Genomic DNA, 23,429 nt, shown 5'->3' with positions numbered 1-23,429 from the left:
CTGATCACCTGATCAAGGGGGACGAAGGAGCGGGGGCGGGATGCGTCGGTTGTGGGCCCGCGTGTGGCTGCGCCACACGGCCCTGGTGGTACTCGTCACAGCGCTGGTCGCGGTCTTCGTCGTCGCGAACCGCGACAGCGACGGCGGCCATCTCGCGGCCAACCGGGCCCAGCTGAGAAAGGCGTGCGACGGCACCCTCCCGTACGCGGACCTGAAGCGGTTCGTCCGCGACGGCCGGGCGGGCGAACTCAGCCAGCACGGCACGATGCTCGAGCCCCGCCAGGAGAGCCGTTCGCTGCTGGACTGCACGCTGTCCTGGGGAGACGGATACGGCGTCACCGTCCACGCCGAGGCGCTGGTCTCCGATGTCCCCGAGGGCATGGAGACCGACGACCTCCTGGGCACGGCCGGCACCGACGGCACCTATGTGGCCCCCGGCACCACCGGCCAGTACGGCAGGCGCGGCGCCTGGCTGGTCGCCGAGTGCGTGGACGGCCTGCGCGGCCGGGTCCGGCCGACCACCGACCTGTATGTGGCGGCACGTGTCACCGACGGCGATCACGAGGCCGACAACGCCGCCGAGCGCGAGGAGCGGGCCCGGGCCGAACGGGCCGCCGCCCTCACCGGATTCCGCACCGCCGTCCACGTCGCGAACGCCATCACCAAGGCGCAGGGCTGCGGGAGCACCCCGCTCAAGGCGCCGACCGAGGTGCTGGACACCTACGAGTCGCACGACGAGAACGGCGACTGGCGGTCGGAGCGCATCGAGGAGCCCGGCCGCGATCTGCGCAAATGCGGCTGGATCAACCCCCGGTCGCTCCCCGGTGTGATGCCCGGGGCCTGGACCACGCTCGGCGACCTCCAGGAGTCCCGTGTGCTGGACGCCTGCCGGGGCACCTGGGACTCGGAGGCCGAGAAGAACGACGGCAGCCGCCCGGCGGACTGGCAGATCACCGGCGTCGAGGCGGCCAGCTGGGCGGGCATCCTCGGCCGCACCGCGTACGACTCCTACGACCGCGAGGGCCATGTGCCGGGCTGGGGAGTCTCCCAGAACCAGGGCAAGCCCGCCGGTGACGGCAAGGGCGATGACGGCAAGGGCGACGGGACGGCCGGGGCCCAGGGCGAGGACCGGATCTCCTCCTACGTCGATGACCCCCAACTCGCCCTGTGGGCACGCTCGGTGTGCGGCGGCCGGGAGACCTACCACCGCGTTTCGGTGATCCCCACGATCCTGATCGAGGACGGCGCCAGCGCCACCCTGGGCGCCAAGGACCGCGCCGCGCTCTCCCGTACGGCGCGCACGGCGCTTGACCGCTATCTGAGCGCCGCGGACGGCTGGCCGAAGTCGGCGGGGTGCCGCGATACGAAGGTGCTGGGGGAGGTCGAGGAATGGCACTGAGCAGACCGCGACGCGGCGAGCGGCCCGAGGAGCGCCCCGACGAGCGCGCTGACGGGCGGCCGGACGAGCGTCCGGACGAGCGGCCCGACGAACCGGAGGGCGAACGCCCTTCGGCGTGGCTCGGCGGCAGGCTCACCCGCCGTCGCGCGTGGGGCCTCGCGGCCGCCGTGGTGGCGCTGGCCGCGCTGGCGGGCACGGTCGTCTGGCTCGCCGGCAGCGACGACCGGGCGCTCGACGAGGCGTGCGACGGGGTGCTGGCCAAGGACGAGGTCCGCGCGGTGCTCGGCGACGGCGAGATCAGCGTGAGCAACCGCACCGAGGGCACGTTCGACGCCAAGGCCAAGGGCAACGGCGACGCGGACCAGGCCAACACCCTCGCCGTACGGTGCGAGGTGACGGCCGACGGCAAGGGCAGCGTCAGGGTGAACATCGAGGCCGGCCCGCGCCCCCGCACCAGGTACGGCATCGCCGGGAGATACACCGCCCTACCCGGGCGGGACACCCTCGCGGTCCCCCTCGGCCACGGCTGGTCCGGGGTCTTCGGCACGGACAACGTGCGGCAGGACGACCAGGAGGACGGCGAGGGGACCACGGCCGTGCTGCTGGAGTGCGCCGAGGGCGGCACCAGCCTGCTGGTCACCGTCGAGACGAAACTCGGCGGCGTCACGCTCGACGACCCCGCCGCCCGCCCCGACTTCGTCCGCACCGCGACCGCCACCGCCGAGGCGGCCAACGACCACTGGGGCTGCGGCGCACGCCTGGGCAAACCGGTCCGCACGGTGGGCCTGCCCGTCAACGAGGACGAGTACGAGCCGCTGCTCGGCGCCGACGGCACCTGCGCCGGCGTCCCGACGGCCGCCCGCTCCGCGGTGTCCACGGCCCGGGAGACCGCCCGCGACCGGGCGCCGCGCGAGTCCTGCGCCCTCGGCGCGCGGGACGGCTCGCCGCGCTACCGCCTCGACGCGTACTACGGCCCGTACGCGGAGGAGGCCCGCGCCGAGTACGCCGACAGCCCGGCCCAGGACGGCCCGAACCCCGCCGAGGCCCCCTCGGGCCGGCTGGGCCAGAGCGCCTACTGGGCCAGCGCCTCCTGCCCGGACGGCGCCGAGGACGCGCTGTTCCTGGTGCGCGCGGACGGCATCGAGGATGACACCCGCCGCAAGCCGGACCTGGCGTACGAGCGCGCCGCGCTCAGGGCGTTCGCGCAGCGGTCGGCCCAGGAACACGGGTGCGGGGCGCCGGCCACACCCGCCAGGTGAGCTCAGATCACCTCGCCGCCCACCCCGGAACGTCCCGCGGGCACACCGACGATGCCCACGGACACCTGCTTGCGGACGGACTCGCCGAGGACCGTGGCCATGGCATCGGTGATCGACGCGATCAGCCGCGCGGGGGCGTTCTCGACGTCGGGATGGGTCAGCGCCCGCTCGCGTATGTTCAGCGTGACGACGGGGGCGTTCTCCTCGGTCAGTACGCCGCCGACGCCGTGTCGCCCGCGCGCCACGCCGACCAGGTCGACGACCGCGACGGACCGCAGCCGCTCGCCGTACACCTCGCCCACCGCATCGGCAAGCGCCCGGACGAGCTTCGGCTCGGTCGTCCCGTCGAGTTCTTCCTCGCGGATCTGCACGGTGAAGTGAGGCATGACGAATCTCCGTTCGGTCAGGGGTGGCCTGCGCACAGACGTGTTTGCTTTGAAAGCAAAGCATCTTTGAGTGCAAAGCTATTGCCGTAGTTGATCAGTGTCAACCTCGGTCACCCCTTGACGGCACCTCCCAGCGCGAAGCCGCCGCCCATCCGGCGGGCGATCAGCACGTACAGCAGGATCACGGGGGTCGAGTAGAGGATGGAGAAGGCGGCGAGCTGGCCGTAGACGACCTGGCCGTAGTTGCCGAAGAAGGTGAAGATGGACACCGACGCCGGAAGCTGGTCCGGGGTGAGCAGCAGCATGAAGGGCACGAAGAAGTTGCCCCACATCATGATGAAGCTGTAGATCATCACCACCGTCATCCCCGGCCCCATCAGCGGGAGGATGACGCGCACCAGGCTCTGCAGCCAGGACGCGCCGTCCGTCCACGCGGCCTCTTCGAGGATGACCGGGACCCCGTCCATGAAGTTCTTCATCAGCCAGATGGCGAAGGGGAGTTGCGAGGCGGCCAGGAACAGCGCCGTTCCGTACATCGTGTCGATCAGGTCCACCTGGACGAACAGACCGTAGACCGGGACCATGATCGCGGTGATCGGCAGACAGGTGCTGAACAGGATCGTCAGCAGATACGGGCGGACGAGACGGGAGCGGAACCGGGACAGCGGATAGGCGGCGAGGGCCGCGCACGCCACGGTCAGGATGGTGGCCCCGCCGCACAGCAGCAGGCTGTTGAGCATCGGCGTGAAGGTGATCTCGTCCGTCCACACCGCCTGGAAGTTGTCCAGCGTGGGGGAGCCGGGGGCGGAGACGCGTAAGGTCGCCTCGCTGTCGACAGAGGCCAGGATCAGCCAGGCCAGCGGGGACACGAAGGCCGCGGCGACGACGAGCAGGGCCGCGTCGGCGGCCAGTCGGCGGCGGGTGCGGGGCGACCACGCGGCGCGGGGGCCGGCGGTGCGGCGCTTGGCGGTACGTGATCTGAGCGGGGCGGACTTGGCCGGACGGGACAAGGTGCGGCCGGACAGTGCGGACAACCTCGGACCTCCTCGCGCCTGCTGAGCGCAGTTGATCAGCGTCCCGTACATGAAACCGCCCGCCCGGCCGTGGAGGGAAGACTGCGGTCAGCGGCTTCGGCCTGGGTGGGCCGCGAGCGTGGTGGCGTGGCGTACGGCCGCCTCGCCCTGGTCGGCGGAGACGCGCGTGGCGATGTAGCCGTCCGGGCGGATGAGGACGAGTCCGTCTTCGCGCATGTCATAGATCCGATGGGCCTGGCCTTCGGTGTCGATGACCGTGCCGGGACCGGTCGCCGTCGGGTCGTCGGTCACGCGGTAGGCGCGCAGCGGGACGGGCGCGTCCCAACCGGCCGCGCCGTGGCCGTGATCGTGATTGTGATCGTGATCGAAGGTCAGCAACGTCCAGTGCGGGCCGCGCTGCAGGTCGAAGAGGCGGATTCCGCGGCCGGTCGCGGCGTCGACGCAGGGCGCGTCGGGCGCCCGGTCGCCGGCCCGGGGGCCGCCCGGCCGGGTCGGCGAGTGGTGGTGGTGGGTCAGGGGGCTGTCGGGGTAGGCGATGGTGAGCCCGGTGGTGAAGTCGTCGGTGAGGCCGCGCAGCGCGGTCGGGCCGTCGCCGTTGCCGAAGGCGCGCATCATCGCGTGTAGCCGGGAGGTGCTGTCGTCGAGGACGGACTGTGCGACGGGGCGGCGCTCGCGTTCGTAGGTGTCCAGCAGGGCCGCGTCGGCGCCGCCGAGGACGGCGGCGAGTTTCCAGCCCAGGTTGTAGGCGTCCTGGATGCCGGTGTTCATGCCCTGCCCGCCGGCGGGGGAGTGGATGTGCGCCGCGTCCCCGGCGAGGAAGACCCGGCCGACGCGATACCGGTCGACCAGGCATACGTTGACCTTGTACAGCGAGCGCCAGCCCGCGTCCTGGATGACCACGCCGGGCACGCCCGCGCGTTCGGCGAAGACGCGGTGGAACAGCTCCAGGGTGGGGGTGGTGGGCTCCTCCTCGTCGGCGGGGACGGACGCCTGGAACTGCCAGATGTCGGTGCCGGGCAGCGGGAACAGGGACAGGATTCCGGCCTCGGGGCTCGTCCAGAGGTGCTGGCAGTGCCGGTCGAGGCCGTCGATGCGCACATCGCCCAGGTACCAGCGGTGCTCGCCGTAGGAGGTGCCCTCCAGGACGGCCCCCATCCGCTGCCGGACGAAGCTGCGGCCCCCGTCGCAGCCGACGACGTAGCGCGCTCGGATCTCGCGCTGCCCGGCCGCCGTCCGTACGGTCGCGGTGACGGAGCCGGCGTCCTGGCGGAGGTCGCTCACGGCCGACCCCCACTCCACCTGGCCGCCGAGCTCGGCCAGGCGGTCGCGCAGGATGGACTCCAGCTGGGGCTGGGACAGCCAGACCGGCGGGTACGGAACGCCGGCGGCCGGTGTGCTCACGGCCACTTCCGCGGCTTCGGAGAGCACGCGCTCCCGGTCGTAGCGCCGGGTCGGCACGTCGACGGCCCCGAGCCGCAGGACGCGGTCGATGACGCCGAGGTCGTCGGCGATCTCCAGTGCGCGCGGCTGGATGGTCTTGGCGCGGGAGGCGGTGGCGGGCCGCTCCGCGGCCTCGACGACGCGGCAGGTGATACCGCGCCGGGCGAGATCGCAGGCCAGCGTCAGCCCGGTGGGTCCGGCGCCGACGATCAGTACGTCGCTCGGTGTGTCGCTCAGTACGTCGCTCATGGTGTCGTCCCTTACCTAACTTAGGTATCTTTATTGAAGGCGGACGCCTCCCGAAGGGGGTCGTCCAGCCGGGAATGAACATATACCTAAGTTAGGTAACCATCAAGGAGGTGCCCGTGGCGCACGACGACGAGGGGTTGAGGGGGCTGCTGCCCGTCATGACCCGGCTCAGCAGCACGCTGAACCGCGGGCAGCTCTTCGAGCGGGCCACGGCGGCCGCCGGGGTGACCCTGGAGAGGCCCGCCGTGACGGTCCTGGTCATCCTGGACGCGGCCGACCGGCCCCTGCGGGTGGGGGAGATCGCCCAGCGCATGCAGGTCGCCGGCCCGCACGCCACCCGCCAGATCCACGGACTGGAGCAGCGCGGACTGGTCGAGCGGGTGGCCGACCCCGACGACCAGCGGGCCCGTCTGATCACCCTCACCGCGGCCGGCGAAAAGCTCACCGGCCGCTATCTGCGGGTCATCAACGGCTGGTTCGCCGATGCCCTGGCCGGATGGTCCGACGCGGATCGGCGAGACCTCGCCCTTCTCCTCAGCCGCATGGTCGATGACCTGTCGGCCCATCTGGAGACGGTCACCGGGGACACCGGGGGCGCCGGGGATGCCGGGGGCGACCACCCCGCCGAGTGACGTCAGTCCACGAAGTAGCTGTCGTGGCGGACGCGGAACTCCTCGAGCTCCTGGCCGCCACGCCGGGTCATCTCCGCGACCTGCTCGAAGTACTCCTCGCGGGGTGCGCCCGGGGCGAAGAGCAGCAGCATGGACGCCGGGTCGTCGGAGTCGTTCTTGAACGCGTGCAACCCGCCCACCGGTACGTACAGGAAGTCGCCCGACCGCGCCGTGGTCCAGTGATCGCCGTCGTAGAGCTGTACGGACCCCGACAGGATGAAGAAGGACTCCGAGATCGACCGGTGGAAGTGGGTGCTGGGGCCCGGCGATCTGGGGCCCATGTCAACCCGGTACAGCCCGAATTCACCCTTGGTGGTGGCATGGGTGGCCAGGTAGTGGGTCCGGTTGCCCGTGGGGGAGTCCAGCTCGGGCGGGGTGTCCACCGGCCTGAACACCGCGTTGACCTCGCCGTTCTCGCCGAGATAGCGGGGCTCGGGGTACGACATGATCGGCTCCTTTGTCTCATCCGTCACCGCATTGTGGGCAGGAGAGGAGCCGGTGGTCATCGGCCGGGCGAAGGGGAAGGCCGGAGCGGCGGGGACCAGGGCGGGCGGCCCACGGCCTCGGTCGGAAGACCGAGTCCGGCCCGGCCCCGCCCCCAGCCGGGGTTCAGGCCAGGACGGCCGGCTTGAGGACTTCTTCGCACCACTGGCGGAAGCTGGTCGGGGTGGAGGACCGAGGGGTGCGCGGCTCGGCGTTGTCGAGGCCCTGGTTCTTGGCCACCACCATGTCGACCATGCCCCGCACCATCGCCTCGGACGCCCCGTGTTCGGCCAGCGTCGCCGCATAGTCGTCGATGGGGACGTGCTGGAAGCGCACCGTCTTTCCCAGCACCTCGGACATGATCCGCGCCATGTCCTCGTTGGAAAGGTCCTCGGGCCCCAGGATCGGGACCTCGCCGTGGCGTCCGCTCCAGGAGTCGTCCAGCAGCAGCTCGGCGGCGACGGCCGCGATGTCGCGGGTGGCGCAGGTCGGGAACTTGCGGTCGCCGGAGAGCGGCGAGAAGAACACGCCCTGGTTCTTGATCGAGTCAACTTCGCGGAGCATGTTGTCCATGAACGAGGGTGCCGTCAGCGCGCGGTAGTTGACGCCCGTGGTCGCGATCAGGTCGTCCATCGCCAGTGAGGCCGACACCAGCCCGGCGTTTTTGACCACCCCGCGGCCGAGCGCCGAGACGCCGACCACCCGCTTGACCCCCTGGCTCTTGAACGCGTCACACGCCGGCCGGGTGAAGTCCAGATAGACGGCGTCGAGGCTCTTGCAGCTGAAGTCCGGCGGCGCCAGCCAGAAGACGGCGTCCGCGCCCGCGCATGCCTTGTCGATGACGTCGTGGTCGCCGTGCGAACCGGCTATGACCTCGACGCGTTCACGCACCCGCGGAGAGAGCCGGGAGGGATCGCGCGCGATCACCCGGATCGGCTTGTCGCTGTCGAACAGGTTCTCAAGGACCTGGCTCCCGATCTGGCCGGTGGGAGTCGTGATGACGATCATGGAAAAGCAACCTCCAGGTAAGGGGCGAACGGGGCTCCCCGGACGCCGTTCCGGGGTAACTCTCCGCCGATAAAGGGCAGTTCGTCCAATACCTCTTCGCGCACATTGATACCCTCCGGGCATGGATCTGGACTTGCGTAAGCTGCGCTACTTCGTGGCCGTCGCGGAGCACGAACACTTCGGCCGGGCCGCCGACCGGCTGCACATCGCGCAGCCCGTCCTCAGCCGGCAGATCCGCGCGCTGGAGCGGGAACTCGGCTGCGCGCTGCTGGAGCGCACCACCCGTTCCGTACGGCTGACCTCGGCCGGCGAACAGCTGCAGAAGGACGCACTCGGCCTGCTCGCCGCCGCGTGCGCCGCCACCCGCCGGGTGCACAGCGTCGCGCGCGGCGCCCACCGGCTGGTCGTCGGCTTCGCGCCCGGGCTGAGCGTCTCGGCGGCGGTCCGCGCGTTCGCCCACGAGCACCCCGGGGTCGAGATCGAACTGCTCCGCCTGAACTGGTCCGAGCAGGCCGAGGCGCTGCGGGACGGCCGGGCCGATGTCGGCTATCTCCGTCATCCCTTCGACGCGGACGGGCTCCACACCGTCCCGATCGGCAGCGAACCCAAGGTCGTCTGTCTGCCCACCGGCCACCCCCTGGCGTCCCGGCGCCGACTCACTCACGCCGATCTCGACGACGAGGCGATCCTGGACGGCCAGCGGCGGCGCGCCGCGACGATCGAGGAGAAGCTCGAGCTCGTCGCGGCCGGCGTCGGCATCGCCCTGGTGCCCCGCAGCGTCGCGCGCTACTACGCGCGCCCCGACCTGGTGCACCGGCCGGTGGCTGACGCCGAGTCGTACGAAACCTGCCTCGCCGTGGTCGAGGACCGCCGCCAGCAGCACCTGTGGGACTTCCTGGCCGTCGCGGCGCAGGCGCTGGCCGGGCGGCGCCCGTAAGGCACAGTGCTTCGGCCGGATCAGCCCTTGGCGCCGTCCTTCGCGGCGAGCACGATCTGGGTCTGGGTGGTCTGCCCCACCAGCCGGTCCTTGTCGTCCCGCAGATCGGTCTGGACGACGATGAGGGTGCCGCCGACGTGCAGGGGGCGGGCCGTGGCATGGACCCGCCCGGAGGCCACTCCCCGCAGGAAGTTCGTCTTGGACTCCACCGTGGACGTCCCCGCGCCCTGCGGAAGGTTGAGATAGGCGCAGACGGCGCCGACGGAGTCGGCAAGCGCCATCAGGGCTCCGCCGTGCACGATTCCGCCCGCGGTGCAGACCTCCGGTGACCAGGCCAGACTGCCCACGGCCCGGTCGGGCGCGGCCTCGTGGAGTTCGATGCCCAGCTGTGTCGCGAAGGGCATGGCCGCCAGGATGGCGGAGAGGTTGAGGGCTGCCGTCTCGGAAGGGGGCATCGCGCGCTGCCTTTCGGGCTCGGGTGTGCGTGCTCGTGGCGCCCACACTGGCATGCTCCGGCGCCCCAGGTGTGCCCGGCCGCAACATTGGTCGCATCGTTGGCCGCAACGTTGGTCGCATTGTTGGGGCGGGCCGTTGGGGCAGGGCGAGATCCACGGAACCGACTTGACCCTCACGTTGCGTGAGGCCGGAAGGTGGGGTGCATGAGCGACCACTACAACGCGTTTGAGATGAGCCCCGTGCCCGCCCCCGGCCCGGACGCGGTTCCGCCGGAGCCGTTCCGTGGCATCTATGGAATGCCCGCGTTCGTGACGATCCCCACGAGCGATTTGGCGGCGTCGGCGGACTTCTGGATTCGTGGGCTCGGGTTCTTCGAACTGTTCAGCATCCCCGGCACGCTGGTGCATCTGCGCCGGTGGGCGTTCCAGGACGTACTCCTCGTCACGGCGGAGAGCGCTCCGGAGCAGCCACCAGCGATGAGCTTCAGTTTCGCGGGCGTGCTCAGCCAGGTCGATTCCCTTGCCGAGGCCTGCCGTGCGCTGCGCCCGGACTCGGTCGACGGTCCACGGGACACTCCCTGGAACACCCGCGATGTGGAGGTGATCACCCCGGAGAACGCACGGATCGTTTTCACCGCGGCGAAGCCCTTTGACCCGGCCGGCCAGGAGGCGCGGAACCTTGCAGCCATCGGGATCACCCCACCGGGCGACGGTCACGGCGAGAATGAGGAGCATGCCTGATGCCGCTGACGCCGATGGCCTGACCGTCGGTCAGGTCTCGGCGCGCCTGGGCGTGACCGTCCGCGCGCTGCACCACTGGGACGAGGTCGGTCTGGCGCGACCGTCGCTGCGCACGGCTGCCGGATACCGGCTCTACACCGCCGGTGATCTGGAACGCCTGTACCGCATCGTCGTCTACCGCGAGCTCGGTCTCGGCCTGGACAGGATCGGGGCCATGCTGGACGACTCGACCGCAGAGGTGTCCGGCGCGCTGCGTGCGCAGCGCACCCAGGTCGCTGAGCGGATCGACCGCCTCCAGCAGCTCAGCGCCGGACTGGACCGGATGATCGACGCCCATGAGCGCGGCCTGCTGCTGACCGTCGAGCAGCAGGCCGCGATCTTCGGCCCCCAGTGGGACCCGGACTGGCCCGCCCAAGCCCGTCAGCGCTACGGGGACACGACGCAATGGCGGCAGTACGCCGAACGCTCAGCCTCTCGCGGCCCGGAGGAATGGCAGGCCATCGCCGACGCCGTTGCCGAACTCGAGCGCGCCCTCGGGGAGGCGATGGACGCCGGCGTCACACCTGGTAGTCCGGAAGCGAATCGACTCGTCGAGCGGCACCGCGAGGTTTTTGCCTCGTACTTTCCCCTCACCAGGCAGATGCAGGTCTGTCTCGGCCGCATGTACGAGGCCGATCCGGGATTCGCCGCCCACTACGACGGCATCCGCCCCGGCCTCGCCACGTGGTTCCGCCGCATCATCGACGCCGGCGCGCGCGCCCACGGCATCGACCCCGACACGGCGACCTGGCAGTAGAGCGCCTGCGCCACACGGCTGCGGCGGGTTCAGCGATCCGCCCGGCCCCGTAGGCTGAACCCTCGGATCGCACTGTCTGGAGGAGACATGACCAGTAGGTTCACCGAGTTGGTTGTCGACTGCCACGATCCGGAGCGGCTTGCGGCCTTCTGGTGCGCGGTTCTGGACTTCAAGGTGATCGACCGGAGCGAGGCAAGGTCGAGATCGGCTCCTGGGAGCCGACCGTCGAGGAGGTCCGGGCCCGCCAGATGCCGCCCACCCTGATGTTCATACGGGTGCCCGAGGGCAAGACCGTGAAGAACCGGCTCCACCTCGACGTCAGTCCGATCGACGGCAGCACCGACGACGAGGTGGCCAGGCTGCTCGGCCTCGGCGCCGCCAAGGTGGACTTGGGACAGGGCCCCGGCCGGAGCTGGGTGGTCATGGCCGACCCCGAGGGCAACGAGTTCGACGTCCTGCGCACCCTGGCACCGTCAATTACGTGATCGGCGATTCGCCCCTCGCGGGCGGCCCGCCGCACGCTACTTGGCCTGATGCGTCTCTACTGCGCCGATGCATGCAACCATCGGCCGCGGGTTGCCGGGACAGCAGCCATCCCATCAGCGCGGCGGCGAGTCCGGCCAGGCCGGCCGTCGCGAAGCCGCCTGCCGGTCCGGACGTGTCGATCACCCCGCCGACGATCGGGGCGCCGAGGGCGAAGCCCGCGCCCAGCGCCGAGGACTGCAAGCCTGTCGCCTCACCGCGCACGCTCGCGGGCGCGAGCCGGCTCACGGCGTCGGACAACGCGGAAAGAGTCGGTGCGGCAAGCAGCCCCGCGCCGCAGCCTGCCACACACAACCAGCGCCAGTCGTGGGCCAGTCCGGCGGGAATGGTTACCAGCCCGAGCAGGCCGAGCAGCAGCCAGGTGGGCAGCGGTCGCGGGAGCGCGCCGTACAGTAGCCCGCCGGCGATGGAGGCCGCGCCGTACCCGGCCACCACGACGGCGGCCCAGGAGACCTGGCCGGCTTCCTTGAGAGTGGCCACGATGGCCAGGTCGGTACCGTTGAGCACGATCGTGGTGCCGAACGCCATCACCAGCACCGCGATCATTCTCGGGCCCAGCCACTCCCGGCGACGGGGGCGGTCGGCTGGGTCGGCCGGCGCCTCGTCCTCGGCCCGCAGCGGGGGGTCGAGCAGGACGATCCCCGCTCCGCCCACCACGATCGCAGCGCCGACGCCCCAGGCCACCACGCCGGAGGGCAGTTGTGCCGCGCAGAGGATCACGATCGGCGGGCCCACCATGTAGGACAGCTCGCCCTGTACCGCTTCCAGCGCGAAGGCGGCCCGGCGCTGTCCCGCCTTCGTCATCGCGGCGATCGCCTGCCTGGTCACCATCGGGGCCGGCACCATCAGCAGACCTGCTACGAAGGCGGTGGCCAGCAGGGTCGTGTACGGCAGTACCGCGACGCTCAGCCAACACACGACCTGAACCACGATGGTGATCAGCAGCACGATACGCGCGCCCCGCTGGTCGATCATGCGGCCCAGCAGCGGACCGCCCAGCGCCAGACCGGTGGTCATGGCCGCCGCGGCTCCTCCCGCTGCCGCGTAGCTCATGTCCAGGCCCAGAACGACGTACATCGTCAGCGCCATCCCGGAGGCCGTGATCGCGGTGCGGGCGAGCAGCGAGACGCCCAGCAGCGTTGCCATCCCGGGCACGGCGAGCACCTGTCGGTATCGAGTCACCCGCGTGACGCTAGGCCCCCCATCTGGCGATAGGAAGTGGTCATATGGTTGGAGCCGATATAGTGGATTCTTATGGCGAGGGATCTGGAGATCGTACTGCTGCGGTCGTTCGTTACCGCTGTGCGGGCGGGCAGCATCAGCCGCGCCGCAAGCGCGCTGGGGCAGAGCCAGCCCGCGCTCAGCCAGCAGTTGCGCAAGCTTGAGAACACCGTCGGTAGCCCCCTGCTCCTCCGGTCCACGACCGGCGTCTCGCCGACCCGCGCGGGTGATGAACTCCTGCCGTACGCGGAGCGCATCCTCTCGCTCTCCGCGCAGGCACTCACCGAAGCCGGCCGCGCACTGACCGGCCACTGCGGCGTCGGGTTGCTCGAAGACCTCGCCGCGTCCCAGCTTCCGCAGGCCCTCGCCGACCTCGCCCGGCTGCATCCAGGCGCGACGCTTGAGGTGCTCAGCCTCTCCGGCGACGCGAGGCGCGAGGCGTACGACGCGGGACGCGTCCAACTCGTGCTCGACGAGGCGGCGGACGTTCCCGGCCGGCCGCGCTGGACGGTGCGCCGACCGCTGGTCTGGGCGGTCGGCCCGGGTGTGGACCTGACTGCCGATCCGCTGCCCGTGGTGCTGTTCTCGGGCCCGTGCACATGGCGTGCGTCGGTGCTGGACGGGCTGGAAGGTGCCGACCGCCGCTGGCGGGTGGCGTTCGAGAGCAACAGTCTCGTCGGTGTGCTCGCCGCGGTGCGGGCCGGGCTCGGCGTTACGGCGGTGCTGCCCGGGAATCTCGAACCGGCCATGGCGTGCCACGACGCGGACGCCCTGCCCAGCCTGCCGGACGTCGAACTCGGCCTGGCCAGGCATCCGCGGACCGAAGGCGATCCGCTGGTCGATGCCGTGGAGACCGCGCTACGACGCATGGTCTGAGCCCGCAACAGGACCCCGTCTCCGGCCGCACGGCCCGCGGCGCGCCCTGGCCGTGTAGGCCTCCAGGTCCATCGGCTGTCGTTCCGGTGGCATGGGTGGGCCCCTTTCTTCCGGGGTCCGGTCAGATTTCGACCGGGGAGGTGGTCAGGTCGAGTTCGACCCACACTTCTTTGCCCACGGTCCGCTCCCGTACGCCCCAGCGCGTCGCCAGCGCGCGCACGATGAGGAGCCCGCGCCCGAACTTGTCGTCGGCGGTGGGATGGCGCGGCCGGGGGAGGCGTTCGCCCTTCGCGTCGGAGACGGCGATGCGCAGGAGGGTTTTGGTGAGGGTGAGCTGAACGCGGAAGTTGCGCCCCGGGATGCCCCCGTGGAGGACGGCGTTGGCGGCCAGCTCGGAGACGATGAGCGCGGCGTCGTCCGCGAGGGCGGGGTGGCCCCAGCCGGCGACCAGCTTGGCGGTGTAGCGGCGGGCGAAGGTCACGCTTTTGGGGAACGGGGAGTAGTCGACGCGGTCGTGGTGGACGACGGGGTCGTTGGGGTCGGGGATCCGTGGGTCTTGCGGCGCGAATGTCATTCCACGCACCTCCAGCAGGCGGCGGGATTTGGCCCGAGCGCGCGAGGGCGCGGCGGGGCGAGTCCCGCCGACTCGCCTCGCTGCGCGAGCGGTTCATCACGGACCGTAGCGTCGTCTCGGAGATCGTTTCAACCGAGCCGGGGAAATTTATAACCGATCTTGCGTGCGGACTGTGTATGGGCCCACACTGTGCGTGAATCAGGGAGGTCGCCACATGGCAGAGGCTGTGCAGGAGAATCGCGTCTCAACAGTCCTGGGACGCAAGCTCGGTGGGGAACTCCTGCGGTTGCGGACCCGGGCGGGTCTGACGCAGGCGCAAGCCGCGAAGGCCATCACCGCGTCCACCGGGAAGATCGCCAAGATGGAGAGCGGCTGGGTTCCCATGCGCGAGCCGGATATCCGGGCGCTGTGCGAGTTGTACGGCGTGTCCGAGCCGGAGGCGGTCGGCGCGCTCCTGGAGTTGGCTCGTATCGACCGCGAGCGCCGCAAGGCCAAGGGGTGGTGGAGCAGCGTCCCGCTCTCCAAGAACATGAGGGAATACGTCCCTCTGGAGAACGCCGCCACCTCGATCAAGACGTGGCAGGTGTCCTTCATTCCGGGCCTGCTCCAGACCGTGGCCTACGCCCGGTCGTTGCGGCGCTCGAAGACCCAGGATGAGCACCCCGATCAGACCGAGGAGTTCGTGGCCTCCAGAATCGCCCGGCAGCAGAGGCTTTCCGGGGACGCGCCGCTCTCCCTCTGGGCGGTCATTCCGGAGGCCGCGCTGCGCATTGCCGGTGCCGAACCCGAGGTGTCGCGCGAGCAGTTGACGAGCCTTCTCGACTGGGGCGAGCGGGCCAACATCACCATCCAGGTTCTCCCGTTCAGCGCCGGGCTGGTCCCAGCGTTCGCGGGCTCCTTCAACGTCATCTCGTTCGCTGAGCCGGGCTCGATGGATGTGGTCTATGCGGAGGTGGCGTTGTCCACGGCATGGGTTGAGGGTGGCGACAGCGCCGCGCAACACGTAAGACTGTTCGAGGAGACCGCCCGGCGTGCTCTCCCCGAGGCCGAGTCCCGAGCCTTCATCTCGACTCTCGTCAAGGAGCTATGAGCCGTGACAACCTTCGCTTTCCGCAAGTCGAGCTACAGCAACGCAACAGAGGAGTGCGTCGAGGTGGCCACCAACCACCCCGACACCGTCGCGATACGCGACTCCAAACACCCCGAGGGCCCCATACTGCGCGTCGCGCCCGCCGCGTGGGTGGCCTTCCGGGAGGCCGTCGTTCACACCTCCTCGCGCATCAGCCGCAGGTAGACCAGCGAGAACAGCGCGCCCACCAGCAGCAACAGCAGCGCCACCGCCGTGCCGTAGCCGATCAGGGACTTGTTGAAGGCCTGGTCGTACATGAAGACCGGGAGGGTCTGGCTGCGGTTGCCGGGGCCGCCTCGGGTCATGGCCCAGATGAGGCCGAAGACGGAGAGCGTCTGGAGGGTGTTGAGCATCAGGTTCGTGCCGATGGAGCGGCGGATCATCGGCAACGTGATGTGCCAGAAGCGGCGCGGCCCACTCGCCCCGTCGACCTCCGCCGCCTCGGTGATCTCCTTGGGGATCTCGGAGAGCGCGGCGGAGTAGACGAGCATGGAGAAGGCCGTGCCGCGCCAGACGTTGGCGAAGGAGACGGCGAGGATGGGGAGGGTGTAGAGCCAGTTCTGGGACGGCAGGTGGAGCCAGTCCAGGATCGCGTTGAGTGTGCCTTCGCGGCGGAAGAAGGCGTACAGCAGGAAGCCCGCGACGATCTCGGGCACCACCCATGCCGCGATGACGATCGAGCCGGTGATGGTCCGTACGGGCTTGGAGGCGCGTTGCATGGCCATCGCCAGGGCCAGCCCCAGGGTGTTCTGGCCGACCAGCGAGGACAGCAGGGTGAAGACGAGGGTGAGGATGACCGCGTTGCGGAAGTCGTCGTCCTCGAAGGCGCGTTGGAAGTTGTCGAGGCCGACGAAGTCCGTGGTGGCGGCGCCGGTCAGCTGCATGTTGGTGAAGGCGATGTAGACGCAGTAGCCGATCGGGCCGCCGAGGAAGAGCAGCAGGAGGACCGTCGCCGGGGCGAGGGGGAGCCAGCGCAGGGGGCGGCGGCGCCCCGGGCGGGCCGGGGCCGCCGCCACCTTGGTCGCGGTCGCCATCAGCCCTTGGCCACCGTGGCGCCGTCGGCGATCGTCTTGAGTTGGTCGCCGTACGACTCGGCCGCCTCGGCGGGGGAGGTGTCACTCGTGGTCACCGACTCCATGGCCTCGCCGATCGCGGTGGAGACCTGGGGGTAGACGGGGAGCGCCGGCCGGTAGTGGGTGTACTTCACCAGGCCGGTGAAGAAGGTGATGCCGGGCATGGAGGACAGATAGCGCGGGTCCTTCGCGACGTCTTTGCGGACCGCGATCTGCGCGTCGACCACGCACCATTCGACGGCGTTCTTCTTGGTCTGCATCTGTTCGATGAACTTCCAGGCCAGGTCGGGGTTCTTGGACTTGGCGGTGATCGCCCAGGTCCAGCCGCCGGACATGCTGACCTTGCCGGGGGCCTGGCCGTTCTGGGTGGGCATGGCGGCCTGGCCGAGGGTCTTGGACCACTCGGGCCACGGCTTGCCGCCGGTCTTGAGCCAGTTCTGGCCGAGCCAGGAGCCGTCGAGGTCGATGGCGAGCTTTTCCTCCGGCAGCCATTCGCTGAAGACGGTGGTGCCGACGTTGGGGTCGAGGGCGTCGGAGACGTCGGGGCCCAGCTTCTCGGAGTAGACGGTCTTGATGAAGCCGAGGGCGTCCTCGAAGCCCTTGCCGCCGGTGACCCACTTCTTCGCCTTCGGGTCGTAGAGCGGGTTCTCGCCCGTGCCGTACAGCAGCATCTCGAAGCCCTGCATGACGGCGGTTTCGCCGGGGGCCTTGCCGGTGTAGACGTTGAGCGGGGTGACGCCGGGGACTTTCTTCTTGATGGTGCGGGCCGCGGCGAGGATGTCGTCCCAGTTCTTGGGCTGCCAGTCGGCCGGCAGCCCGGCTCTGGCGAAGATCTTCTTGTTGAACCACAGGCCGCGGGTGTCGGTGCCGTCCGGGACGCCGTACGTCTTGCCGTCCTCGGCCTTGGCCGCCGCCTTCGCGGTGTCGACGAACTGGTCCCAGGCCTGCCACTTGTCCAGATAGTCGTCGAGGGGGCGCAGATAGCCGGCCTTGATGTCGGAATTGATCCGGAAGGTGTCCTCGTAGACCAGGTCAGGCGCCGTCTTGGGGGACCGCATCATCTGCTGGACCTTGGTGGCGTAGTCGTTGTCCTGGGCCTGGATCGGGATCAGCTTGACCTTCTTGCCGGGGTTCGCCTTCTCGAACTCCTTCTTCACCCCGGTCAGGAAGTTGTCCTTGAATCTGATCTTGTTGTCGGTGCTGCGGTTGTAGGCGACCTTGACGGTGTCCGGGTCGCTGCCCGAGCCGCCGCCGCAGGCGGTGAGTCCTGCGGCGGCGACGAGGGTGGCGGCTGTGAGGATCAGTGGGGCGGTGGGGCGCACGGGCACGACCTCCTTGCTGGCCTCTGGGGCTGCGGGCCCGACCGTACGGTCGGGCCCGAGTCAAGGTCAATCCCCTTGACCAGGAACGCCCTTGATCGAACGTCAGCGCGGAGGAAGTTGTCGAGGGCGACCGTCTCACCCGCGACACATCGGTCTTGCCGTTCGTGACTCCACCCACGCGCAAACGTGCGGGCTTCCTGCGTCGCTGGCTAAGCAGCGTCGCAGAGGGCCAGCCCAGCCCTGTTGAGGACGTTCAGTGCGCCGATGTGGTCCGCGTTCGCGGTGAACCCGCACGAGATGCACTGGAACTTCGCTTGGGTGACGCGGTTCCTCTTGTCGACATGCCCGCATGCGGTGCATGTGATCGAGGTGTTGCGGGGGTCCACCGGGATCACGAGGCGACCGGCACTCTCAGCCTTGTTCGCCAGGATTCCCAGGAACTGTCCCCAACCCGCGTCGAGGATGCTGCGGTTCAGCCCGGCCTTCGCGGCGGCCCCGTTCGAAAGGAATGCTCCGTCGTGCTCGGGGTCGGGCTTGGGCGCGGGCGCTTTGGTCATGCCCGCCGTGTTCAGCTTCTCGTGGGCGATCACGTCGTGCTCCCGCACGAGCGCGAGAGCCTGCTTGTGGTGGTGGTCCAGGCGCTGGCGCCGGATCCTGGCGTGCAGCTTGGCGACCTTCCGGGCTGCTGCCTTATGCTTCTTGGTCCGGCGACGGGTGCGCTGGGGGAAGGTGGACAGGTGCCGCTGGGCTTCGGCCAGTTCCTCGGCCATCGCGGCAAGGAACCCGGGGTTCGGGGCGTGCTCGCCGCCCGAGTCGGTGAAGAAGTGCACCGTGCCCATGTCGATGCCGACGACGCTGCCGGTGGGCGGCAGGGGCTCGGCGGGCACGTTGTCACAGGCGAGGACCACGTACCAGCGGGTGCCCTCGCGCTTCACCGAGACCGTCTTGACCCGGCCCTTCACGGGCCGGTGCTGATGCACACGCACATGCCCCACGCCCTGGAGACGCACCCGGGTGTGGGCGTCGTTGGGGGTGGAGTCCCAGCGGCAACCGTCCCTGTCCCTCGGGAAGACGACGGTATCGAAATGGCCGACGCCCTTGAACCTGGGGTATCCGGGCTTCTCCCCACTCCTGATCCGGCGGAAGAACGCCTGGAACGCCTTGTCGAGCCGCCTGAGCGTGGCCTGCTGGCTGGAGAACGACCAGCGGCCCTGACGCTCCGGGTCGAACGCCCGGATCTCCCTCAGCTGCGCCGACTGATCGCCGTAGGAGACGCTGGTCTTCGACGCGTGCCGCCAGGCGTCACGGCGCTCCTGCAAGGCCCCGTTGCAGAGCGAACAGTGGTCCCGAAGCATCTCCGTCAGGGCCTGCGCCTGCCGAACGGTGGGCCGCAGCAGGAACTTGTACGCACGCAGCAACGCAGCCCACCCCCCTTTGCGTCTCCCCTGGTCAAAGCTGGTGCCATCACTCTACCGGCCGCAACTGACCACGCAGCGTGTTTGGCCGCTTCGCGGCCCCGTTTCAAGGAATCGAAAGAGGGACTGATGGATAGGAAAGTTTCCTATTGCCTGCTCGGCCGGTGCGGTCGGCTAGCGGTCAGCCGGCCGTCAGCCAGCGGTAGACCAACTCGGGGCGGCCGACCTGCCCGTACTGCGGCGCCCGCGCCGCGCGCCCCGCGTCGACCAGATGCTCCAGATAGCGGCGCGCGGTGATCCGCGAGATCCCCACCGCCTCCGCCGTCGCGGCGGCGGAGATCCCGTCCTCGGCGGTGCGCAGTGTGTCGGTCACGGCCTGGAGGGTGGCCGGGGTCAGCCCCTTGGGCAGCTCGGCCGGCTGGGGCGCGCGCAGCGCGGCGAGCGCGCGGTCCACCTCGTCCTGGCCGCTGGCCTCCCCCACGCTCCCGCGGAACTCCGCGTAGCGCAGCAGCCTGTCCCGGAGCGTTGCGAATGTGAACGGCTTGAGGACGTACTGCACCACCCCGAGCGAGACCCCTTCGCGGACCACCGCCAGGTCACGGGCCGAGGTCACCGCGATGACATCCGCGGTGTGACCTGTCGCACGCAGCGCCCGGAGCAGCTGCAGACCATGCCCATCGGGCAAATACAGGTCCAGGAGCAACAGATCCGCCGGGGTGCGCTCCAGCAGGCGCTGCGCGTCGCCGCGGGTCCGCGCCGCGCCGACGACCGAGAAGCCGGGGACCCGCTCCACGTACATCCGGTGCGCGTCGGCGGCGACCGGGTCGTCCTCGACGACGAGGACCCGTATCGGGGCGGGCCGCGCCGGGTTTGCCTGCGCCGGGCTCATCGGGCGGGTTCCTCTCGGACGGGGTGCTCTTGGGCCGGGTGCTCCTGGGTGGGTTGCGCCTGGGTGGGTTCGCTCGGGGGCGCCGCGGGTTCTGCCAGGGACAGTGCGGGTTCCGTCTGCGGTCGCGCGGCTTCCGTCAGCGGCAGCCGGACCGTGAATTCCGCGCCCCCGTCCGGCGCCCGGGACACCTCGACCGTGCCGGAATTGCGCCGCGCCGCCTGCCGTACCAGGGCGAGCCCCAGCCCGCGGCCCGCGGATTTGGTGCTCCAGCCGCGCCCGAAGGCCGCCTCCGCCGCCGCCGGGTCAAGACCGGGGCCCGTATCGCCCACGCGCAGCGTCAGCTCGTCGCCGACGGCACGCGCGGTGACCGTGACGCGGGCGCTGCGGGCCGCGCCGCGGCCGGCGCCCTCGGCGGCGGCGTCCGTCGCGTTGTCGATGAGGTTGCCGAGGATGGTGACCAGGTCGCGGGCCGGGAGGCCGGGCGGCAGCAGCCCGTCGTCGATGCGGGTGTCGGGGGCGAGGACGAGCTCCACGCCGCGCTCATTGGCCTGGGCCGCCTTGCCCAGCAGCAGGGCGGCCAGCACCGGTTCGGCGACGGCCCCCACCACCTGGTCGGTCAGCGCCTGCGCCAGCTCCAGCTCGGCGGTCGCGAAGTCGACCGCCTCCTCGGCCCGCCCCAGCTCGATCAGCGAGACGACGGTGTGCAGCCGGTTGGCGGCCTCGTGCGCCTGGGAGCGCAGGGCCTCGGCGAAGCCGCGTACGGAGTCCAGCTCGCCCGACAGCGCCTGCAGCTCGGTGTGGTCGCGCAGCGTGACGACCGTGCCGCGCTGCTCCCCGCTGCTGACCGGGGAGGTGTTGACGACCACGACCCGCTCGGCGGTCAGATGCAGCTCGTCCACCCGCGGCTCGGCCGCCAGCAGGGCGCCGGTCAGCGGCGGGGGCAGCCCGAGGTCGGAGACGTACCGGCCGACCGAGTCCTCGGACAGGCCCAGCAGCTCCCGGCCGGCGTCGTTGATCAGCGCGATCCGCCGCCGCCCGTCGAGCATCAGCAGCCCCTCCCGTACGGCGTGCAGCGCGGCCTGGTGGTAGTCGTGCATCCGGCTCAGCTCGCCGGCGTTCATACCGTGCGTATGGCGGCGCAGCCGGGCGTTGATGACGTAGGTGCCGATGCCGCCGAGCGCCAGCGCGGCGAACGCGACGCCGAGCAGCGCCAGCAGCTGCCGGCGCACCTGCGCGCTGATGGTGTCGACGGTGATGCCCGCGCTGACCAGCGCGACGATCCTGCCCCGCGCGTCGCGCACCGGGGCCACCACGCGCACGGACGCGCCCAGGGTGCCGGTGTACGTCTCGTCGAAGATCCGGCCGTGCAGCGCGGGCCCGGTGTTGCCGAGGAACTTCTCCCCTATACGGTCCGGGTCGGGGTGGGTCCAGCGGATTCCCCGCGTGTTCATGATGGTGACGAAGGCGACACCGGTGTCATGGCGCACCTGCTCCGCGTACGGCTGGAGCCGGGCGGTGGGGTCGTCGGACCGTACGGCCTCGGCGACCGCCGGGGAGTCGGCGACGGCGGTGGCGGCGGCGGTGGCCTGGCGGCGCGCGGACTCCTCCGCCTGGCTGCGGCCCGTGACGTACGAGAAGATCGCGCACCCGGCGACCACGGCGGCGACCAGGACGACCTGCATCGCGAAGAGCTGGCCTGCCAGACTCCGGGGACGGGGGACGCGCATGCCACACAGTGTGCACATGGCCGTTTCGTGAACGAAATGAACGGAAGGGTGACCGCCATCACAGGCGGGGTGCATAGTCCTCGGGACCGTCCAGGGCGAAGTGCGAGCCGCACGACGCATCAGCCGGGACAGCTGGACGGCAGAGCAGAAGGAGGCAGCACCGTGGCTGCGCAGACCTCGCCGCCCGAGTCCGTACGTACGGATGGCGGGCGGATGAAGAAGGACCGGATCCACTACCTCTACCTCGCGGTGATCGGCGCGGTCGGGCTCGGCATCCTGGTGGGCTTCGCCGCCCCTGATACGGCCGTGGAGCTCAAGCCGATCGGCACCGGCTTCGTGAATCTCATCAAGATGATGATCTCGCCGGTCATCTTCTGCACGATCGTGCTCGGCGTGGGTTCGGTGCGGAAGGCCGCGAAGGTCGGCAAGGTCGGTGGCCTGGCGCTCGGCTACTTCCTGCTGATGTCGACCGTCGCGCTCGCCATCGGCCTGGTCGTCGGCAACATCATCGAGCCGGGCAGCGGGCTGCACCTGACCCATGAGGCGGCGCAGGCCGGTCAGGGCCAGGCGGAGGGCGCCCACGAGTCCACCACGGACTTCCTGCTCGGGATCATCCCGACCACGATCGTCTCCGCCTTCACTGTGCCCGAGGTGCTCCAGACCCTGCTGGTCGCGCTGCTGGTCGGCTTCGCGCTCCAGGCCATGGGCAAGAGCGGCGAGCCGGTGCTGCGCGGGATCGGCCACATCCAGCGGCTGGTGTTCCGTGTGCTGTCCATGATCATGTGGGCGGCGCCGGTGGGTGCCTTCGGCGCGATAGCGGCGGTGGTCGGCGAGACGGGCGTGGACGCGCTCAAGTCGCTCGCCGTCATCATGATCGGCTTCTACATCACCTGTGCGCTGTTCGTGTTCCTCGTGCTCGGCACGATCCTGCGGCTGGTCGCGGGCGTGAGCATCTTCTCGCTGCTGAAGTACCTGGCCCGCGAGTTCCTGCTGATCGTGTCGACCTCGTCGTCGGAGTCCGCGCTGCCGCGCCTGATCGCCAAGATGGAGCACGCGGGCGTCAGCCAGCCCGTCGTGGGCATCACCGTGCCGACCGGCTACTCCTTCAACCTGGACGGCACCGCGATCTACCTGACCATGTCCTCGCTGTTCATCGCCGAGGCCATGGGCAACCCCCTCTCGATCGGCGAGCAGATATCCCTGCTGGCGTTCATGATCATCGCGTCGAAGGGCGCGGCGGGCGTGACCGGCGCGGGCATGGCCACGCTGGCCGGCGGCCTCCAGTCGCACCGGCCGGACCTGGTGGACGGCGTCGGCCTGATCGTCGGCATCGACCGCTTCATGAGCGAGGCGCGCGCCCTCACCAACTTCGCGGGCAACGCGGTCGCCACCGTCCTGGTCGGCACCTGGACCAAGGAGATCGACAAGGAGCGCATGCAGGAGGTGCTCGCCGGCCGGCTGCCGTTCGACGAGACGACGCTCGTCGACGACCACTCCCCGTACAGCGGGGACGACGCGGACGACGAGGGGAACTCGGCGGTGCCGGAGCAGCGCGGCGGCGGATCGGGCACGGCGAAGGAACACGCGTCCATCTGACCCACCCCCTGACCCACCCCGCCCGCGCGGCACGCATCGCGCGCGGACACCGCGGCCCTGCCCTCCTGAATCGGGGCAGGGCCGCGCCGCGTTCATCCCCCGCCCGAGAACCCCGCGGACACGTGCACGACCCCCGTGGCCGACTCCGCGTGAACTCCAGGGAAGAAGGGCAGAAACGGAGCGACCAACAGGGCGACCCCCGTGAC

23 protein-coding genes and 1 pseudogene are annotated in these 23,429 nt (G+C 70.5%); 11 read left to right on the top strand and 13 right to left on the bottom strand.

Annotated elements, in window-relative coordinates; translation table 11 throughout:
* Positions 1 to 40 precede the first annotated feature (40 nt).
* Positions 41 to 1,399 carry a hypothetical protein gene (locus tag ACFZDL_RS16745; RefSeq protein WP_353593361.1) on the top strand — a complete coding sequence of 453 codons (1,359 nt, stop codon included), beginning with the start codon at positions 41 to 43 and terminating at the stop codon, positions 1,397 to 1,399.
* Positions 1,390 to 2,658, top strand: coding sequence for a hypothetical protein (locus tag ACFZDL_RS16740; RefSeq protein WP_353593362.1), 1,269 nt, complete (start codon positions 1,390 to 1,392; stop codon positions 2,656 to 2,658). The genes ACFZDL_RS16745 and ACFZDL_RS16740 overlap by 10 nt, the downstream gene beginning before the upstream one ends.
* 2 nt (positions 2,659 to 2,660) lie before the next feature.
* On the opposite strand, the gene ACFZDL_RS16735 is transcribed toward ACFZDL_RS16740, so the two are convergent.
* From ACFZDL_RS16735 to ACFZDL_RS16725, 3 genes are all read right to left on the bottom strand, one after another.
* On the bottom strand, positions 2,661 to 3,044 hold the full coding sequence (locus ACFZDL_RS16735; RefSeq protein WP_353593363.1) for a hypothetical protein: 384 nt from the start codon (positions 3,042 to 3,044) through the stop codon (positions 2,661 to 2,663).
* A gap of 110 nt (positions 3,045 to 3,154) precedes the next feature.
* Positions 3,155 to 4,078, bottom strand: a complete 924-nt coding sequence (locus ACFZDL_RS16730) for an ABC transporter permease subunit (RefSeq protein ID WP_391191345.1) — start codon at positions 4,076 to 4,078, stop codon at positions 3,155 to 3,157.
* 87 nt (positions 4,079 to 4,165) lie between these two features.
* Positions 4,166 to 5,767 (bottom strand): FAD-dependent oxidoreductase, encoded by a 1,602-nt coding sequence (locus ACFZDL_RS16725; protein ID WP_353593364.1) that lies wholly within the window; start codon positions 5,765 to 5,767, stop codon positions 4,166 to 4,168.
* A 116-nt stretch (positions 5,768 to 5,883) separates the two neighbouring features.
* Between ACFZDL_RS16725 and ACFZDL_RS16720 the strand changes: the two genes are divergently transcribed.
* On the top strand, positions 5,884 to 6,399 hold the full coding sequence (locus ACFZDL_RS16720; protein ID WP_353593365.1) for a MarR family transcriptional regulator: 516 nt from the start codon (positions 5,884 to 5,886) through the stop codon (positions 6,397 to 6,399).
* 2 nt (positions 6,400 to 6,401) lie between these two features.
* Here the strand turns inward: ACFZDL_RS16720 and ACFZDL_RS16715 are convergent, their stop codons facing one another.
* The gene (locus ACFZDL_RS16715) at positions 6,402 to 6,884 is read right to left on the bottom strand and encodes a cupin domain-containing protein (RefSeq protein WP_353593366.1); all 483 of its coding nucleotides are present in this window, start codon (positions 6,882 to 6,884) and stop codon (positions 6,402 to 6,404) included.
* Between the two features lie 163 nt (positions 6,885 to 7,047).
* Positions 7,048 to 7,929, bottom strand: a complete 882-nt coding sequence (locus ACFZDL_RS16710) for an NAD(P)H-binding protein (RefSeq protein WP_353593367.1) — start codon at positions 7,927 to 7,929, stop codon at positions 7,048 to 7,050.
* 121 nt (positions 7,930 to 8,050) lie between these two features.
* Here ACFZDL_RS16710 and ACFZDL_RS16705 point away from each other — a divergent pair, with 121 nt between their 5' ends.
* Positions 8,051 to 8,866 (top strand): LysR substrate-binding domain-containing protein, encoded by an 816-nt coding sequence (locus tag ACFZDL_RS16705; RefSeq protein ID WP_353593368.1) that lies wholly within the window; start codon positions 8,051 to 8,053, stop codon positions 8,864 to 8,866.
* A gap of 20 nt (positions 8,867 to 8,886) precedes the next feature.
* Here ACFZDL_RS16705 and ACFZDL_RS16700 read toward each other — a convergent pair whose 3' ends face one another.
* Positions 8,887 to 9,321, bottom strand: coding sequence for a PaaI family thioesterase (locus ACFZDL_RS16700; protein WP_353593369.1), 435 nt, complete (start codon positions 9,319 to 9,321; stop codon positions 8,887 to 8,889).
* Positions 9,322 to 9,525: 204 nt separating this feature from the next.
* On the opposite strand from ACFZDL_RS16700, the gene ACFZDL_RS16695 reads away from it, so the two are divergent.
* The 3 genes and pseudogenes from ACFZDL_RS16695 to ACFZDL_RS16685 all read left to right on the top strand — a co-directional run bounded on the left by ACFZDL_RS16695 (position 9,526) and on the right by ACFZDL_RS16685 (position 11,343).
* Complete coding sequence (locus tag ACFZDL_RS16695; RefSeq protein WP_353593370.1) at positions 9,526 to 10,062, top strand: VOC family protein; 537 nt, start codon at positions 9,526 to 9,528, stop codon at positions 10,060 to 10,062.
* Positions 10,055 to 10,858 carry a MerR family transcriptional regulator gene (locus tag ACFZDL_RS16690; RefSeq protein WP_353593371.1) on the top strand — a complete coding sequence of 268 codons (804 nt, stop codon included), beginning with the start codon at positions 10,055 to 10,057 and terminating at the stop codon, positions 10,856 to 10,858. The genes ACFZDL_RS16695 and ACFZDL_RS16690 overlap by 8 nt, the downstream gene beginning before the upstream one ends.
* Before the next feature lie 87 nt (positions 10,859 to 10,945).
* Positions 10,946 to 11,343 (top strand): annotated as a pseudogene (locus ACFZDL_RS16685) (VOC family protein).
* Here the strand turns inward: ACFZDL_RS16685 and ACFZDL_RS16680 are convergent.
* Complete coding sequence (locus ACFZDL_RS16680) at positions 11,336 to 12,565, bottom strand: MFS transporter (RefSeq protein WP_353593372.1); 1,230 nt, start codon at positions 12,563 to 12,565, stop codon at positions 11,336 to 11,338. The pseudogene ACFZDL_RS16685 and the gene ACFZDL_RS16680 sit on opposite strands and share 8 nt — an antisense overlap.
* A 90-nt stretch (positions 12,566 to 12,655) precedes the next feature.
* On the opposite strand from ACFZDL_RS16680, the gene ACFZDL_RS16675 reads away from it, so the two are divergent.
* Entirely contained in the window at positions 12,656 to 13,498 is an 843-nt protein-coding gene (locus ACFZDL_RS16675) for a LysR family transcriptional regulator (RefSeq protein ID WP_353593373.1), read from the top strand.
* Between the two features lie 121 nt (positions 13,499 to 13,619).
* Here ACFZDL_RS16675 and ACFZDL_RS16670 read toward each other — a convergent pair whose 3' ends face one another.
* The gene (locus tag ACFZDL_RS16670; protein WP_353593374.1) at positions 13,620 to 14,072 is read right to left on the bottom strand and encodes an ATP-binding protein; all 453 of its coding nucleotides are present in this window, start codon (positions 14,070 to 14,072) and stop codon (positions 13,620 to 13,622) included.
* A 214-nt stretch (positions 14,073 to 14,286) separates the two neighbouring features.
* Between ACFZDL_RS16670 and ACFZDL_RS16665 the strand changes: the two genes are divergently transcribed.
* Positions 14,287 to 15,162: a helix-turn-helix transcriptional regulator gene (locus ACFZDL_RS16665; protein ID WP_353593375.1), complete on the top strand. Its 876-nt coding sequence runs from the start codon at positions 14,287 to 14,289 to the stop codon at positions 15,160 to 15,162.
* Between the two features lie 3 nt (positions 15,163 to 15,165).
* Positions 15,166 to 15,366: a DUF397 domain-containing protein gene (locus ACFZDL_RS16660; protein ID WP_353593376.1), complete on the top strand. Its 201-nt coding sequence runs from the start codon at positions 15,166 to 15,168 to the stop codon at positions 15,364 to 15,366.
* Here the strand turns inward: ACFZDL_RS16660 and ACFZDL_RS16655 are convergent.
* The 5 genes from ACFZDL_RS16655 to ACFZDL_RS16635 all read right to left on the bottom strand — a co-directional run bounded on the left by ACFZDL_RS16655 (position 15,336) and on the right by ACFZDL_RS16635 (position 21,627).
* Positions 15,336 to 16,235 (bottom strand): sugar ABC transporter permease, encoded by a 900-nt coding sequence (locus ACFZDL_RS16655; protein WP_353593377.1) that lies wholly within the window; start codon positions 16,233 to 16,235, stop codon positions 15,336 to 15,338. The genes ACFZDL_RS16660 and ACFZDL_RS16655 overlap by 31 nt on opposite strands.
* Positions 16,235 to 17,596: an extracellular solute-binding protein gene (locus ACFZDL_RS16650; RefSeq protein ID WP_353593378.1), complete on the bottom strand. Its 1,362-nt coding sequence runs from the start codon at positions 17,594 to 17,596 to the stop codon at positions 16,235 to 16,237. Before ACFZDL_RS16650 ends, ACFZDL_RS16655 begins: the two co-directional genes overlap by 1 nt.
* A 209-nt stretch (positions 17,597 to 17,805) precedes the next feature.
* Positions 17,806 to 19,014, bottom strand: coding sequence for a transposase (locus ACFZDL_RS16645; RefSeq protein ID WP_353593379.1), 1,209 nt, complete (start codon positions 19,012 to 19,014; stop codon positions 17,806 to 17,808).
* Positions 19,015 to 19,192: 178 nt separating this feature from the next.
* Positions 19,193 to 19,900, bottom strand: coding sequence for a response regulator (locus tag ACFZDL_RS16640; RefSeq protein ID WP_353593380.1), 708 nt, complete (start codon positions 19,898 to 19,900; stop codon positions 19,193 to 19,195).
* Complete coding sequence (locus ACFZDL_RS16635; protein WP_353593381.1) at positions 19,897 to 21,627, bottom strand: sensor histidine kinase; 1,731 nt, start codon at positions 21,625 to 21,627, stop codon at positions 19,897 to 19,899. The genes ACFZDL_RS16640 and ACFZDL_RS16635 overlap by 4 nt, the downstream gene beginning before the upstream one ends.
* Positions 21,628 to 21,840: 213 nt before the next feature.
* On the opposite strand from ACFZDL_RS16635, the gene ACFZDL_RS16630 reads away from it, so the two are divergent.
* Complete coding sequence (locus tag ACFZDL_RS16630) at positions 21,841 to 23,223, top strand: cation:dicarboxylate symporter family transporter (protein ID WP_353593464.1); 1,383 nt, start codon at positions 21,841 to 21,843, stop codon at positions 23,221 to 23,223.
* Positions 23,224 to 23,429 lie beyond the last annotated feature (206 nt).

This window comes from Streptomyces sp. NPDC007917, assembly GCF_042959105.1.
Classification (GTDB): Bacteria; Actinomycetota; Actinomycetes; order Streptomycetales; family Streptomycetaceae; genus Streptomyces.
This window is presented reverse-complemented; position numbering and strand designations above follow the sequence as displayed.

Excerpts from the sequence above, each read along its gene's own strand:
- ACFZDL_RS16745 (WP_353593361.1), top strand. The coding sequence starts at position 41 with ATGCGTCGGTTGTGGGCCCGCGTGTGGCTGCGCCACACGGCCCTGGTG.
- ACFZDL_RS16740 (WP_353593362.1), top strand. The coding sequence starts at position 1,390 with ATGGCACTGAGCAGACCGCGACGCGGCGAGCGGCCCGAGGAGCGCCCC.
- ACFZDL_RS16735 (WP_353593363.1), bottom strand. The coding sequence starts at position 3,044 with ATGCCTCACTTCACCGTGCAGATCCGCGAGGAAGAACTCGACGGGACG.
- ACFZDL_RS16725 (WP_353593364.1), bottom strand. The coding sequence starts at position 5,767 with ATGAGCGACGTACTGAGCGACACACCGAGCGACGTACTGATCGTCGGC.
- ACFZDL_RS16715 (WP_353593366.1), bottom strand. The coding sequence starts at position 6,884 with ATGTCGTACCCCGAGCCCCGCTATCTCGGCGAGAACGGCGAGGTCAAC.
- ACFZDL_RS16710 (WP_353593367.1), bottom strand. The coding sequence starts at position 7,929 with ATGATCGTCATCACGACTCCCACCGGCCAGATCGGGAGCCAGGTCCTT.
- ACFZDL_RS16705 (WP_353593368.1), top strand. The coding sequence starts at position 8,051 with ATGGATCTGGACTTGCGTAAGCTGCGCTACTTCGTGGCCGTCGCGGAG.
- ACFZDL_RS16700 (WP_353593369.1), bottom strand. The coding sequence starts at position 9,321 with ATGCCCCCTTCCGAGACGGCAGCCCTCAACCTCTCCGCCATCCTGGCG.
- ACFZDL_RS16695 (WP_353593370.1), top strand. The coding sequence starts at position 9,526 with ATGAGCGACCACTACAACGCGTTTGAGATGAGCCCCGTGCCCGCCCCC.
- ACFZDL_RS16690 (WP_353593371.1), top strand. The coding sequence starts at position 10,055 with ATGCCTGATGCCGCTGACGCCGATGGCCTGACCGTCGGTCAGGTCTCG.
- ACFZDL_RS16675 (WP_353593373.1), top strand. The coding sequence starts at position 12,656 with ATGGCGAGGGATCTGGAGATCGTACTGCTGCGGTCGTTCGTTACCGCT.
- ACFZDL_RS16670 (WP_353593374.1), bottom strand. The coding sequence starts at position 14,072 with ATGACATTCGCGCCGCAAGACCCACGGATCCCCGACCCCAACGACCCC.
- ACFZDL_RS16665 (WP_353593375.1), top strand. The coding sequence starts at position 14,287 with ATGGCAGAGGCTGTGCAGGAGAATCGCGTCTCAACAGTCCTGGGACGC.
- ACFZDL_RS16655 (WP_353593377.1), bottom strand. The coding sequence starts at position 16,235 with ATGGCGACCGCGACCAAGGTGGCGGCGGCCCCGGCCCGCCCGGGGCGC.
- ACFZDL_RS16640 (WP_353593380.1), bottom strand. The coding sequence starts at position 19,900 with ATGAGCCCGGCGCAGGCAAACCCGGCGCGGCCCGCCCCGATACGGGTC.
- ACFZDL_RS16635 (WP_353593381.1), bottom strand. The coding sequence starts at position 21,627 with ATGCGCGTCCCCCGTCCCCGGAGTCTGGCAGGCCAGCTCTTCGCGATG.
- ACFZDL_RS16630 (WP_353593464.1), top strand. The coding sequence starts at position 21,841 with ATGAAGAAGGACCGGATCCACTACCTCTACCTCGCGGTGATCGGCGCG.